Raw genomic sequence first — 14206 nt, 5'->3', positions numbered from 1 at the left:
GTCACTGTATTCCTCAACAATGTCGTTGTTCGCGCCGAAGAGAGCAGCGAGAACCTATACGCCAGCATCGATATGGTGACTGATAAACTTACCCGACAGCTTAGAAAATACAAAGAGAAGCGCCGCGATCAAAATCACGCTTCCGTTCGCCCCATCGACGTTGACGCTACTATCAACGCGCCTGATCTCACTTCAGAGGCTAACGCTGATATCAGTGAAGTACTCAACCATCAGCCTAAGCTGCCCGACACGGTTGTCCGCAGTAAATACTTTGCCATGCCACCAATGACCGTGCAAACTGCCCTAGAGAATCTAGAGCTAGTAGGACACGATTTCTATATGTTTCGCAATGTGGAAACCGGAGAAATCAATGTTATCTACGAGCGCAATCACAAAGGCTATGGTTTGCTTCAGCCCCGACAGAATCAAGTCAAAGTCGCTCAGAACAATCATAAAGAGAACGAGACGGATAGCCTGACCCCTCTTGCAAAGGCTCTCTAACGAAACCTCGTAGCGAAATTTTGTAGCCCTTTTACGAAGATTCCTCTCTGAGAGAACAGCCCTCTTTCTAGACTAGGTTTTTAAGACTAAGTAAGTTTGTGAAACTTAGGAAAAAGAAGGAAGAGGGCTTCGACAATAAAAAACTAGGCGACCTCCAGCAGGCCGTCTAATTTGCCCTTACGCTCAAGCGCATGAATGTCGTCACAGCCACCAATATGCTTGTCGTCGATAAAAATCTGAGGCAGCGATCTTCTCCCGGCTCGCTCAGCCATTTCGTCTCGAGCCGCTTCGTCACCATCAATACAATACTCTGTGTATTCAACGCCTTTTTGATCCAACAGAGACTTAGCTCGAATACAGAACGGGCAACGACTCCAGGTATAAATCTCGATCTTAGGCTGCATACTTTTCCTCTGATAGCACTGTGCTCATCTATCTATAGTCTAAAAGCTTATTGACATCTCGACTGTATATTTAAAAACGCGATTTTAGGCATGTGTGCTTACTAAGCCTCACGAAGGAAAATAGCCGACATCGACTATTTTCATGCATCGGTTGACCACTTTAGCGCTTGTGTAAGAAGGGTCTGATTATTAAAGATGCTTAGATAGAGATGCTTGGAGCAAAGTGACGAGTGCTACAGCTTTTCCGAGTCAGAGATATGCACCGTGAACGAAAGATCTTCTACAGTCACAACATCCTTATCGTATAGCTTGCGGCCTCGTCTAAGTTCCATATCACCATTGACCGAGACTTCTCCGCTGCGAATGATTAGCTTAGCCTCACCGCCGGAGCGAGCAACATCGATTACCTTTAGAAACTGATCAAGCTTGATGAAATCTGCTGTCATCGCCATAGGGAGATTGCGTATGAATGGTAGTACTCCTTCAGCCTACTATGAGTACCTACTACCGGTATTGGTCACCTGACTAAAGGACGACTCGCAAGTTAAAAGACTACCGTTGTTCAGAAGACCTCGCTTTGAGCTTTGAGTTTTGAAGAGAAAAGATGATATCTGGAAGGTCGTATCAGGGCAAGAGAACATCAAACTAAAGCAGGTTCTGGCGACTTGAGGGTTTCAACAACTTGCTGAACGGTTGCGATCGCTTCTTGCTGCTGTGCCTCTGCCTCTTGCCATTGGCCAACCGCTGCTGACATTCCTTCTAATGCCTGGCCAAATCCGTCTAAGTGCTCTTCTATCACAGATAGCATCGACTCGTATCGCGTTACCTGCCCCTGCATTTCGCCGACTATTTGATGTTGAGCGCGACAGGCTGATTCCATCTCGGTGATCTTTTGTCGCTGCTCCTCCGTAGCTTGCTGGTGCTGCTGCCGCGTCTGCTTCAAAGAATCAAGCTCAGACTGGATTTGAGCAATCTCTGCTTCTACCTGTTGGATCTGCTCATCAAGCAACGCCCGTAGCTTATCGATCTCATCTAAAACGGGCTCTAGCTCAGCCCCTGTTCCTGTTCCTTCAGCTGCTAGCCCCTGCCGACGCAACAGCACAGCTCGGTGCTGGCTGAGTACTTCCTCGCGCTCTAGCAAATTTCGCCTTTGCCCTACCAGCGTTCGGTTCAGCATCACATGGCGATCCTTCTCTTCGGCGATTTCTGTTTCTAGCTGTAGCCGATCGTAATCATTGACCTCATTCAGCTTGTTTTTAAGCGCATCAATATCGTCTTGCTGGAGCTTCAGCTCTTCTTCTTGGTCATTGACAAACTGAACCATCTTCTCTAAGTCTTTCTCTAACTTAGTCACTAGCGCTTGTAGATCTTCTTCTGTCATTGCTTCCAAAGAGGCAACGTCTACCTTCTTGCTCAACCTCACCTTGTCAGCAGCATTCAACAGTTCATACACCTGCTGATGTAGCTCAGACTGATTCTTTAGCTGGTCCGTCAAAAGCTGGTTATGCTCCTGCTTGGCGCTGAGTAAGGACTGCTGCTGCTGCAGATGAACTTGAGTGTTGTGCAGCTTAGATTCCGATTCTACAATGGCTTGCTTCATCGCCAGCAAATCCTCTGTTTGCGAGGCCAAATCTGCCTCTGCCGCCGTCAGCTCTTGCTGCTTTTGTACAAGACGCTGCCGTTCTTCTTCTAACTCAGCTCGATGCCCATTCAACAGTTCAAAGGCGCTTGTAGTCTTGCTAGATGCGCTCGAGGCCACTGAATCTAGCTGTCCAAGATCCGCTAGAGCCGACTTAATTTGAGTAGCCTGCTCATCACTAAGGCTAGCCCCACGCTGATATTCTGCCTGAAGTTCTTCTTTGCGCTCCTCAAACTGCTGAATCTCACCATTTAAATGGGCCCAAGCGCCTTCTAGCTCATCGCTCTTACGAGTGAGTTCTTCTTGCAGCTGATCTACCTCAGCTTTCTTAGTCTCTATCTCCTGCTTTTGCGCCTCGACTTTCTCTAGATCAGCTTCGGCTTGCTCTATCTGCTCTTGCCTAGTCTCTATCTCCATCTCGCGACGGTTCAAAGCCTGGCTTTGATAGGTCAAAGACTCCTTCCACTGCTCTATCTCTTCACCTTGAGACTTAAACTTCTTACTTAGGCCAGAGAAGTTTTGCAAAACGCCTACTAGCGTCCGGCCAGCTTCTTGATGACGTTTCACCTGCCGACTATTAGTCAGCTCTATCATCACGAGTACGCCGCTAGCGTACGGTGCGTCATCGGGCGCAGGAATCAGCTCTTCATTCGGTACACTACTCCAATCATGCTCGGATCGTTGAGCAGCAAGCAGCTTGAAATCCGCTTTACCGCTACCCATAAATCCACTCTTCTTCTGTGTCTCGGCTAGATAAAGCACGCTGGCAGTTCCCTTTACTTTGTGCAGACCATCGGGCCCACAGTATGCCCAGCATCCGCCAAGCGGATCACATCTATGCCACTAACTATCGAGAACAGGGGCGAGATCAAAAGGTCACCATAGAGTCTATAGCTTTGACATCAACTATTTAACAAGTAAAGTTGAATGCTCAGCGCATCAGCGGGTACGTTGATGGCAGCGTGGGGAATGATTGACCAGCAGGCTGCACGGGTGCTGTCATGTCAAATGGTCGCAGAATCAGGGAGATTATGAGCACAATTCTGGTTGTCGAAGACAGCGTCGCCCAACAAGAAAGTATAAAAATTTTGCTCGAAGAAAGCGGATTGAAGGTGACAGTTGCCAGCGACGGTATCGAAGCGCTACAGCTGCTGCAGCACCGTCTCCCCGACCTGGTTCTATTAGATATCGTGATGCCCAAGATGAATGGTTACGAAGTCTGCCGTCGGATCAAGTCCAATTCGGCTACTCACGGTCTGCCAGTGGTGATGTGTTCAGCAAAGGGGGAAGAATTTGATCGCTACTGGGGAATGAAGCAGGGCGCAGATGCCTATATTGCCAAGCCTTTTCAGCCAACTGAGCTAGTAGGTACTGTCAAACAACTGCTACAGAGCTAACTACCGACAAGCATCAAATCCAAAAAGGCTGAGGTAAACCCTAACCCTAAACGCAGGCTAGAAGATATATGTACATGAGAAACCGACGACATCCATCATGGTAGGAAATCCTGACTTTCAGACAATATCGGGCAAGGATCAAGCCCCTGAGCTGCAAGAGATTGAGACGCCAGAGGGTGAACTTCACCTACGATTTTTTGTTGCAGATGGCAACGAATTTGCTCTACCAGCTACGGGAATTCGTCGAATTATCGAACACGCACCCGATCATATCACTCCGGTTCCTAATGTCTCTCCTCTCTTATTAGGTACGCTCAACCAACAGGGACGAGTGATCTGGGTGGCAGATTTAGGTCAATTTCTAGGCTGCGCCAAGTCAATGAATACAGACCGCGCCGAAATTCCAGTCATTGCTGTAGAAGAGCAGGGCACGATGCTGGGTCTAGCCGTTAGTCAAGTGGTGGGCACCGACTGGCTAGATACCGAAGCGCTCAAAGCGACCGCTAACCCATCAGATGTCATGGCACCTTTCTTGAAAGGAGAATGGCCTTTAGAAGCAGATACCCCCTTGAAACTGCTCGATCATGTCGCTATCTTGCGCTCAGCTCGCTGGGTGGCCTAGCAGCAGACCTATCATCCGCAATACATCAAAGCATCAGGATTTCAGAATCGGCAAGAGGATAGAAACAATGGCATCGGCTACGGACTACGCACAATCATATCAGGCCGCAGAAAAAGCATATATGCAAGGTAGCTTTGAAGAAGCTGCTCAGGTAATTGATGTGTTGGCAGAGGACTATCCAAGTGACGCCAGTGTGCTGTTGCTAAAGGGCCATATCTATTGCTATGGGCTGCAACAGTATGAAGTTGCTAGACAGCAGTACGAGTCTGTCCTGCAGCTCTCTTCTGACCCGGAGTTTGCCGACTATGCCAATAACGGTTTGGCCTATGCCAATCAATCTATCGAGCAGGGCGATCGCAGCTACCTAGAATCAGACGAAGCAGACTATCTAGAAGAAGATCGCCCCGAAGAAAAGCAGCTAGAAGAGATGCTTTCACCGATGCCAGAAGAGTTCGATGACGGACTTTTAGACTCTATGGCCGGAGTCGATATCAGTCCAGATAGCGTTCTAGATGGTGTTGAGAGTAAATCAGACTGGTCAGAAGAAGGCGACGCCGAACACAGCGATGATTTGGGCGCGTTTGACGACTTTTCAAGCGATTTTAACAGCGGCAATTTAAGTAGTAACGACTCTGACGATACCGGGTCATCACCAAACGGTGATAGTAATCCTTTTGGACTGTCTGATGATCAGCTAGATATTGTGCCTGAAGATTCTCTATCAGGCTCTGAAGATAAGAGCAATCCATTCGACACAAACGACATGACAGCGGATAGTTTCGAGGAAGATCCGCTAATTGCTGAGCTAGATAATCCTTTTGAGATGCCCTTTACCGATGGCGTATCTAATGAGCCTTCTGTAGAAGGCGATATGACAATGTTTAGCGACGCTACTGCTGCCGATTTTGACATGGCAGAGTTTGACGAAGCTTTTGGTAATACTAGCGAGACTGGTAGCCAGGATCACAATCCACTAGTAACAGAGCTAGCTCAAGACTCAGCTACCGACACCGATCAGGTGCCTACAGATGACGCATTTGATAGCTTTCCAGATCTAGATAGTGACAATCTATTGATCGAAGAAGAAGATTCGTTTGAGGGAGTGTCGTTTGAGCCGCAGGAAGAGCCTCAAACAGAAGAGAACACTTTCTTTATGGTGGACGACGACAGTATGGGCGAAAGCCTAGAGACACCTGGTTTAGAAGAAGCGGCGGCTGTAGATGGACAAACGGTCTTTGCCGCCCCTGCGCCAGAGGAAGAAACACCTGGTTTTGCTGATAGCTTCGATGATTTTGATGACTTTGAGAGTGTCTCGGAGTTTGACCTTTCGGATAGTTCTGTAGGCTTCACTAGCCCATCTATGGGCGCTGTTCCCGGTCAGCTCGACGAACTTGAAGATGGTTTGACTCCGGCGATCGCAACAGATGACGCCAACAGCGCTGACGGGTTCAACCATGAATTTGCCAACGGATTTGCTAGCGGGCAAAGCTCGCCTATGCCTGTTTTCAACAAAAAGTCAATCAGCAATCCTAAGCCCCAAAAACAGGGGGCATTAGCTTTTCTTGAAAACGCTCCTATGGCAACTAAACGGCTGATGTTAGCCGGCTCAGCAGGCGTTTTATCTATGGTTGCAGTTGGGATGATTGGCCTGGTAATGGCACCTTCAGCCAGCGAGAGTACGACAGGGCAAAGAGGCTCTAGACTTTATCCAGTAGCAGCGGGTGGTGTGGCAGGTTTAGTCAGTTTTGGTAGCGTTTTAGGGCTAGGCTATCTGATTGATAAGCGCACCCAAGAAAGCGTAAAAGAGCTGCAACAAAAGTTCAGCCAAATTTCCAAGGGCGACCTAAGTGCGAGAGCCACTATCTATACCAAAGATGAGTTTGGTCAGCTTTCGGCTGGGTTCAACCACATGGCTAGCGCTATCTCTACCACAACAGGAGAGGCGCAGCGCAAGGCACAAGAGCAAGAACAGGCAAAAGAGGATCTGCAGCGTCAGGTGATTCGCTTGCTAGATGATGTAGAAGGGGCAGCAAGAGGCGATCTCACTGTGAAAGCAGAGGTAACCGCTGACGTGTTGGGCGCGGTCGCTGATTCGTTTAATCTGACCATTGAAAATCTGCGCGAAATCGTTAAACAGGTGAGCGTGGCAGCCAGACAAGTCAGTCAGGGCTCGACAGAAAATGAGCAATTCGCTAGATCGCTCTCCGCTGATGCCCTTCGCCAGGCTGAGGAGCTAGCCGTCACGCTTAATTCTGTTCAGGTAATGACCGACTCTATTCAACGTGTGGCTGAGAGTGCTCGCGAGGCCGAGGAAGTTGCGCGCTCAGCCTCTGAAACTGCACTACGAGGCGGAGAAGCGGTAGAACGGACCGTCGCCGGTATCTTGGACATTCGAGAAACCGTAGCCGATACCACTCGCAAAGTCAAACGTCTAGCTGAATCTTCTCAGGAGATTTCCAAGATTGTCGCCCTGATCTCGCAGATCGCGTCTCGTACTAATTTGCTTGCCCTTAATGCCAGCATCGAGGCGGCTAGGGCCGGAGAAGCAGGACGCGGATTCGCAATTGTCGCCGACGAAGTCAGACAGCTTGCCGATCGCGCGGCCAAAGCGTCCAAAGAGATCGAGCAAATCGTTCTACAGATCCAGGGCGAGACAGGTGGGGTGATGACCGCTATGGAGGAGGGAACACAACAAGTCATTGAAGGTACTCGCTTGGCAGAACAGGCAAAACAATCACTAGACGATATTATTCAAGTATCCAATCGGATTGATGTCCTGGTTCGCTCGATTACGGCTGATACGGTTGAGCAAACCGAAACCTCTAGAGCGGTGGCTCAAGTAATGCAATCCGTAGAGCTGACCGCTCAAGAGACCTCACAAGAATCTCAGCGAGTGTCTGGATCACTGCAAAACCTAGTGGGCGTTGCTAAAGACTTATTAACTTCAGTGGATAAGTTTAAGCTGAGTACAGCCAAAGACACCTAGGCAAACAGATTAGTGCTAGTTTCCATAACACCTGTACATACACGTCCGATAAAGACATAGATTGGGAGAACGCGGCTATGCTGCCTGAGCAACAACAGCGCATCATGGGATATTTCATTGAGGAGGCCAAAGACCACCTCAATACCATTGAGCAGGGGTTGCTAAACCTTCAAGCTACAATTGAGGACTCTGAAAAGGCGAATGAGATTTTTCGGGCAGCGCATTCAGTAAAAGGCGGCGCGGCCATGCTCGGACTAGAGAGCATTCAGAAAACGGCGCATCGAATGGAGGACTACTTCAAGGTTCTAAAAGAGTCGCCAGTTCGAGTAGATAGAGCCCTAGAGACGATGTTCTTGAGGATCTCTGATGGCCTGAAGGACTTGATAGAACAGCTAGAGGGGCCATTTGGGCTCACTGCTGAGAAAGCGCAAGAAATCATGGCTGATGTCGATCCAGTCTTTGTGCAGATAGACGCGCATCTAAGAACCTTGGTCGCAGACAACCAGCACAGCATTAGCCCAGACGACAGCAGTCGTGACAGCTTTGCGGATGCGGAAGCTATACAAGTTAGCTTTAGACAGGACGTCGCAGCGCTATTACGGCAGATGCTGGCTTTGTTCAAGCAGCCAGATTGCTTAGAAAGTAGAAAAGATCTGCAGACAGTTTGTAGCCAGCTCACGGCGTTAGGAGAGAGGTTTGAGCTGACTGACTGGTGCGACCTGTCAGAAACTGCTCGAATTGCCGCTACCAATCTTGAGAAAGACTATCGGGTCTTGGCACCTGTCTTGATCAAAGAGATTAAAAATGCTCAAGATTTAGTCCTTTCAGGTCGTGCGTCGGAGATTGTGGTCTCTGACACGATGCAGTCACTACTTCCAGAAGATATCCTAAGCACCGATCTGGCGACTGACCTAACTAGCGGATTCGATCAGTCGGCTACAGAGGCTTCTCTAGAGTTAGAAACAGAGTCGCCAGTAGAAGATCTATTTTCGGAGACGCAGGCAGACGAAGCTTTCGAACTCAACTCAGAACTATCCTCTGAACTTTCTATCGATCAGCTCTCAGAAGACAGTTTGTTTGAGGAAAACGCTTTATTTGAAGAAGATAGTTTGTCTACAGATGATGATTTGTTTGCGAAAGATTCGCTAGAAAACACAGGCAAGAACGAGACGGCTGATGATTTTGACTCGCTCTTTTCAATAGAGTCTGATGTTGAAGAGCCTGACATTGAAATCTCTGATATTGCATCTGACATTGAAGCAGATTTAATGGCTGACGACATAGAGATGGATTTTGCTTTAGCAGATGCTGAGATGGAAGAAGATAGCGATATCTTTGGTACTGATGAACCTGATACTGATGATCTAGAACCGCTCAACCGTCTTAGTGTAGATTTAGACTTTGACGAGATTCCTTCAGAGCTTTCTATGCTTGATCGCAATGCAGAAAGCGAAGAGAAAACAGATGAGTCTTTAAACGCACTGTTAGCAACAGTTAATGTTACCGGGCCGGAAGTAGGTACCGAAGAGCTCAATAACCTAGCAGATCTATTCGATGGGGATTTAGAGGAACTCGACAATACGTTGGGGGGGCATGCTTTTGTTACCGAAGAGATGCGGCTAAACCCTGAGAATATAGGGATAGAAGAACAAGATGACATAGCGGATCTGTTAACGAATGTCTCTCCAGAAGACTCTTCAGACAGCGATCAGACAGAAGACTTCTTTGCAGATGATGCAGAGGAAGATCTGTTCGGAGGGACTTTGACAAGTGGGGCATTTGTAACTGAAAGCAGTCTCGAATTTAGTGGCTTTGACAGTACAGAGCTCCCTAGCGATCGGCTTTCTTCTGCTGATGACCCTGATGATATCCCTAGTGATGGGGAAGCGTCATTGACCGAGGACGTATGGGGAGAGATGCAGGCCGATGAGGTTGAGCTAGAAGAGGAAAAGACCCTGTTCGGGGTAGGAGTCGATGATTTTTTTGAGAGCGTTGAAACTGATGAAGAACTCCCTGTAGAGCTGTCGGATACTGACGATGAGCTATCCCAGTTGGAAGACTCTGATGAGCTGTCTGAGCTGCCTGTGTCTGACGGTGAACCACTGACAGCCGACGAGATAATGGCCCAAGGAATTGCTTCTTCGGAGACTTTATCTTCGGGGTTCTTTGCGAATCAACCGATCAGCCCTAGTGAGGAAGAGATTGAGTTTCCAACGCTAACAGGTGTCAAGCTGGAGGAAGCTGAAAAAGATATTGATGATTTTTTCTTTGGAGACGATGCTTCAGAGCGGGTCGAATCATTAGAAGAACAAAGCGACAGTTTTAGCGACGATGATCTGCTGTCTGAGTTTGGAGACGATAACGTCAATAGTCGCGAGGCTGATGATACAGACGCTGAACTGGAAATCAGCGATCTAGAGGTTGCAGAAGAAGTTGTAGAAGAAGTTGCAGATGAGGAGACGGATAGTGCGGCAGATGAGTATATAGAAGAGACCCAGTTTTCAGGCGATCTTTGGGACGAAGCTTCGCTTGAAGAGAATTTGGCAGAAGATACAGACGATCTTTTCGATAGTCAGCAGATGGATGCTGGTTCGTCATCGGTATCGTCAGCAGCGGCTGAATCTACTGCGGAAGTGGACTCTGATTCTAGTGCCGATATTGTGTTTGAGGAAGACTCCTCTCATCCTGAATCGGATATATCTTTAGACGCACTCTTGGACTTCGAAGAGGCTACTGATGCCGGATCAGGGACGGTAGAGACGGATGAAGAGGATTTTGGCAGTCTCTTTTCTTCTACAGATGAGGCTGCAGGAAGCGATGCTGTAGGAAGCCCAGACCTTGAAGGCGCTGACGCTTCTGATATTGGCGAGCTATTGCCAGAAGACCTTCTAGAGTTTGAAGAAGCTTTTGGACAGGATGCTTCAAGCCCTGAGCTAGCAAACCCTGAGCCGGACAATATTGAGTCGGCAAGTTCTGGGGTAGTAGAAAGTGACTCTATTTCAGAAGATGACTTTCTTTCAGAAGATGACTTTCTTTCAGGAGATGACTCTATTACAGAAAGTGACTCTTTAGAGGATGGTTTTCTAGAAGGGGAATTCTCGGCGGAATTAGACGACCGTTCAGACGAGGGACTTGAGGAAGATGATCTTTTAGGAGATATTCTTTCAGCGAATGAGCAAAGTGTGTCTGATGAGGCTTTAGATGATGTTGGATCAGCTGACGAGCTAGAGTCCCTAGGCGCTGAGAAGCTAGAGGAAGTGAGCGAGACAGGCGAGACAGCCGACTCTGGGGAGGCAGCGGATCTATCTATTGATGATCTACTTGGTTCTGACTTTTCGGAGGAAGCTGAAGAAGAACAGGAAGAGAAACATGAGAAGAAGGAAAAAGAGCAGAGCGAACAGACCGATTTTGATGATTTAGAGTCGTTTCTTTCAGAAGAGCCTGCGACAATGTCTGCACCTGCGTCAGACGGTTCTGCCGATTTCGACGATCTAGACTCGCTGCTCTCAGAAGAGCCTACGCCAGACGATTCTGCTGATTTCGACGATCTAGACTCGCTGCTCTCAGAAGAGCCCTCGACTGTGCCTTCGCCAGATAGTTCTCTCGATCTTTTTGAAGACGGCCCCGAGGCCAGTGAAAACAGCGAAGATAGCGAAGATTTTGGAGACAATGAAGATTTTGGAGATTTAGAGCGGCTACTAGATGACGGGGAAGATGAGCGACCGACATCTAGCTCTACTCGTCGTCCGGCACCTAGAACAGTCCAAAGAGTGACTAGTGTGCGCGAACAGAACATGCGTGTACCCGTTAAGCACTTAGATAACCTGAGCAATTTGGTGGGAGAGCTGGTCGTTAGTCGCAATACGTTAGAAAGAGATCAGGAGCGGCTGCGACAGTTCTTAGACAATCTGCTGTTTCAGGTGCAGCAGTTGAATGATGTGGGCCAGCGGATGCGCGATCTATATGAGCGATCGCTATTGGAAAGCTCTCTGGTCGCCAATCGCAAGTCCTACGCGGCGATGAGTAATAGCGCCACGCCAAAGGCAGAAGGTCACGCAACTGGCGCTACTTTTGACGCGCTTGAGATGGATCGATTCACTGGCTTCCATACGCTTTCTCAAGAAATGATTGAGCTGATCGTGCGGGTACGAGAGTCTGCTTCTGATATTGGCTACACAGTAGAATCTTCTGATCAGGTCACCCGTCAGTTTAGGCAGATCACCACTCAGCTACAAGAAGGCTTGAATACGGCTCGCATGGTGCCTTTTTCTCAAGCATCCGCTCGATTACCTAGAGCGATCAGAGACATCTCTTTGAAGTGCGGCAAAGAGGCCATGCTGGTCATCGAAGGTGAAGATACTCTAATCGATAAGATGATCGTAGAGAGCCTGTATGATCCGCTGACGCATCTGGTTAATAACGCTATTACCCACGGGATCGAAACGCCCGAGCAAAGAGCGGCAGCAGGGAAGCCGCGTGCGGGACAAATTACGATCAAGGCGTTTTATCAGGGAAATCAGACCGTAATCTACGTTTCAGATGATGGTAGCGGTATTGATCCTGACTTTATTAAGCGTAAGGCGATTGAGAAGAAGCTGATTACAAAGGCGGAAGCAGCCGAGCTAGCGGCAATTGAGGCTTATGGCTTGATCTTTCAGCCGGGATTTAGTACTAGAGATCAGGCCGACGATTTTGCGGGTCGAGGCGTGGGTATGGACGTTGTGCGGACTGCGCTAGCGGAGATTCGTGGGGTTATTACGATTGATTCTGAAATGGGTAAGGGCACAGGCTTTACCATTCGACTGCCGCTGACATTGAGTATCTCTAAGGCGCTGAGCTGTGTGAGCAATCAGGCGCGAATCGCCTTTCCGATGGATGGGGTCGAGGATATGCTGGATGTGGAACGCGATCGCCTGATTAAAAACGATCAGGATGAAGACTGCGTGCGCTGGCGTGAAATTCTGCTACCCGTTCGCCCGGTTACTGACCTGCTAAAGTTCAACCGGACGCTGGGCCGAGGCCGTGTATATGGCGGCAGTCAAGACGACGATGTGCTCTCTATTATTGTGCTGAGAAGTGCGAATACCTTTGTTGCTGTCCAGGTAGATCAGGTGATTGGCGAAGAGGAGATCGTGATCAAGCAGCTAGAAGGCCCTGTACCCAAGCCGCTAGGCATTGCCGGTGCCACAATATTGGGCGATGGTCGAGTCATGCCGATCGCCGATGTCTTAGAGCTGATTGATATCGCAACGGGCCGGGTTCGCCGCGAGCCGGTCTCGATGCTGTGGTCAGAGACCGAGGCCGCGCCCGAAGAAGCCCCAGCGAAGAGCGATCCTACCGTCTTGATTGTGGATGATTCGATTACGGTGCGCGAACTGCTCTCGATGAGCTTTAACAAGGTCGGCTACCGAGTGGAGCAGGCTCGCGATGGACAAGAGGCTTGGGACAAGCTGCGATCTGGACTGCCTTGCGATTTGGTATTTTGCGATATAGAGATGCCACGAATGGACGGTCTAGAGCTGCTTTCACGGATGCAGAAAGACAGCCACCTAAAGCAAGTGCCGATCGCCATGCTGACCTCTCGTGGTGCGGATCGTCATCGACAGATGGCGGTAGATTTGGGCGCTAGCGGCTACTTCACCAAGCCGTACCTAGAAGAAGCGCTCTTAGATGCGGCGCAGCGGATGCTGAATGGCGAAGTTCTAGAAAAAGGCCGAGGCGGCTAAACGCTTCTGCGGTCGTTTCTACGTTAGGATCAAAGGGATCTCTTCTGCTTAGGTTTGCCCCTTTGATTTGCTATGGTTGCCGCTGTAGATGCTCGCTCCGCTGATGGTACTGCTACTGGCCGTGACTGGCGACCTATCGTGCAGGCACTAGAGAAGCTGCTAGATGCGAACAGGGTAATGCGGCGAAAGGAAGAGCTGCTGGTGTACGAGTGCGATGGGCTCTCTAGCTATCGTCAGCGGCCTGCGGTAGTGACATTGCCAAAGACGACGGAAGAAGTCGCGGCGGTGGTGCGTTTTTGCCATGAGCAAGAAATTCCCTTTGTAACCAGGGGGGCTGGAACCGGACTTTCAGGCGGGGCGCTGCCGATTGAAGAGTGCGTGCTGATCGTGACGACCTGCATGCAACAGATATTAGACATTGACTACGACAATCAAAGAGTGGTTGTACAGCCAGGGGTGATCAACAATTGGATTACTCAGGCAGTCAGCGGCGCGGGATTTTACTATGCGCCCGATCCGTCTAGTCAGCTAGCCTGCTCGATTGGCGGAAATGTTGCTGAAAATTCCGGTGGCGTACATTGCCTAAAGTATGGGGTGACTACTAACCATGTACTGGGCTTGAAGCTGGTGCTGCCGAACGGGGATGTAGTTGATATTGGTGGCGCAGTTGCGGAGATGCCTGGTTTTGATCTGACGGGCGTGGTGGTTGGGTCAGAAGGCACCCTGGGGATTGTGACGGAGGTGACGCTGCGGATTTTGAAGTCGGCTGAGTCTGTGCAGGTGCTGCTGGCGGACTTTACTAGCGTTGAGGCGGCAGGCGGGGCGGTATCGGACATCATTCAAGCAGGGATTATTCCGGCTGGGATGGAGATGATGGATAACTTTAGCCTGAACGCGGTGGAAGATACGGTGGCGACGAACTGCTATCCAA

The 14206-nt window shown here is 49.3% G+C and carries 9 protein-coding genes; 6 read left to right on the top strand and 3 right to left on the bottom strand.

The annotated features are described in order from the left end of the window. The coding region (gene hpf, locus IQ256_RS25505; protein ID WP_193858514.1) for a ribosome hibernation-promoting factor, HPF/YfiA family at positions 1-501 on the top strand (501 nt) is incomplete at its 5' end. A gap of 143 nt (positions 502-644) precedes the next feature. On the opposite strand, the gene grxC is transcribed toward hpf, so the two are convergent. The 3 genes from grxC to hmpF all read right to left on the bottom strand — a co-directional run bounded on the left by grxC (position 645) and on the right by hmpF (position 3306). After that, positions 645-905, bottom strand: a complete 261-nt coding sequence (gene grxC / locus IQ256_RS25500; protein ID WP_193858513.1) for a glutaredoxin 3 — start codon at positions 903-905, stop codon at positions 645-647. Positions 906-1138: 233 nt separating this feature from the next. Then, the gene (locus IQ256_RS25495) at positions 1139-1351 is read right to left on the bottom strand and encodes an RNA-binding S4 domain-containing protein (protein ID WP_228025273.1); all 213 of its coding nucleotides are present in this window, start codon (positions 1349-1351) and stop codon (positions 1139-1141) included. Positions 1352-1545: 194 nt separating this feature from the next. After that, complete coding sequence (hmpF, locus tag IQ256_RS25490) at positions 1546-3306, bottom strand: pilus motility taxis protein HmpF (RefSeq protein WP_193858511.1); 1761 nt, start codon at positions 3304-3306, stop codon at positions 1546-1548. Positions 3307-3575: 269 nt separating this feature from the next. Here hmpF and IQ256_RS25485 point away from each other — a divergent pair, with 269 nt between their 5' ends. The 5 genes from IQ256_RS25485 to IQ256_RS25465 form a co-directional block, all read left to right on the top strand. Further along, a complete protein-coding gene (locus IQ256_RS25485; RefSeq protein ID WP_193858510.1) occupies positions 3576-3941 on the top strand; it encodes a response regulator transcription factor in 366 nt (121 codons plus the stop codon). Between the two features lie 97 nt (positions 3942-4038). Beyond that, positions 4039-4563 carry a chemotaxis protein CheW gene (locus IQ256_RS25480; protein ID WP_193858509.1) on the top strand — a complete coding sequence of 175 codons (525 nt, stop codon included), beginning with the start codon at positions 4039-4041 and terminating at the stop codon, positions 4561-4563. 67 nt (positions 4564-4630) lie between these two features. Then, positions 4631-7549 (top strand): methyl-accepting chemotaxis protein, encoded by a 2919-nt coding sequence (locus IQ256_RS25475; RefSeq protein ID WP_193858508.1) that lies wholly within the window; start codon positions 4631-4633, stop codon positions 7547-7549. A gap of 77 nt (positions 7550-7626) precedes the next feature. Then, complete coding sequence (locus tag IQ256_RS25470) at positions 7627-13275, top strand: response regulator (protein ID WP_193858507.1); 5649 nt, start codon at positions 7627-7629, stop codon at positions 13273-13275. A 72-nt stretch (positions 13276-13347) separates the two neighbouring features. Then, on the top strand, positions 13348-14206 hold an 859-nt coding region (locus tag IQ256_RS25465; protein ID WP_193858506.1), incomplete at its 3' end, for an FAD-binding protein.

The sequence above is a fragment of the cf. Phormidesmis sp. LEGE 11477 genome (assembly GCF_015207105.1).
Taxonomy (GTDB): domain Bacteria; phylum Cyanobacteriota; class Cyanobacteriia; order Phormidesmidales; family Phormidesmidaceae; genus Phormidesmis.
The sequence above is the reverse complement of the archived record's forward strand: the minus strand, read 5'-3'. Positions and strand labels throughout refer to the sequence as shown.

Excerpts from the sequence above, each read along its gene's own strand:
- grxC (WP_193858513.1), bottom strand. The coding sequence starts at position 905 with ATGCAGCCTAAGATCGAGATTTATACCTGGAGTCGTTGCCCGTTCTGT.
- IQ256_RS25495 (WP_228025273.1), bottom strand. The coding sequence starts at position 1,351 with ATGACAGCAGATTTCATCAAGCTTGATCAGTTTCTAAAGGTAATCGAT.
- IQ256_RS25485 (WP_193858510.1), top strand. The coding sequence starts at position 3,576 with ATGAGCACAATTCTGGTTGTCGAAGACAGCGTCGCCCAACAAGAAAGT.
- IQ256_RS25480 (WP_193858509.1), top strand. The coding sequence starts at position 4,039 with ATGGTAGGAAATCCTGACTTTCAGACAATATCGGGCAAGGATCAAGCC.
- IQ256_RS25475 (WP_193858508.1), top strand. The coding sequence starts at position 4,631 with ATGGCATCGGCTACGGACTACGCACAATCATATCAGGCCGCAGAAAAA.
- IQ256_RS25470 (WP_193858507.1), top strand. The coding sequence starts at position 7,627 with ATGCTGCCTGAGCAACAACAGCGCATCATGGGATATTTCATTGAGGAG.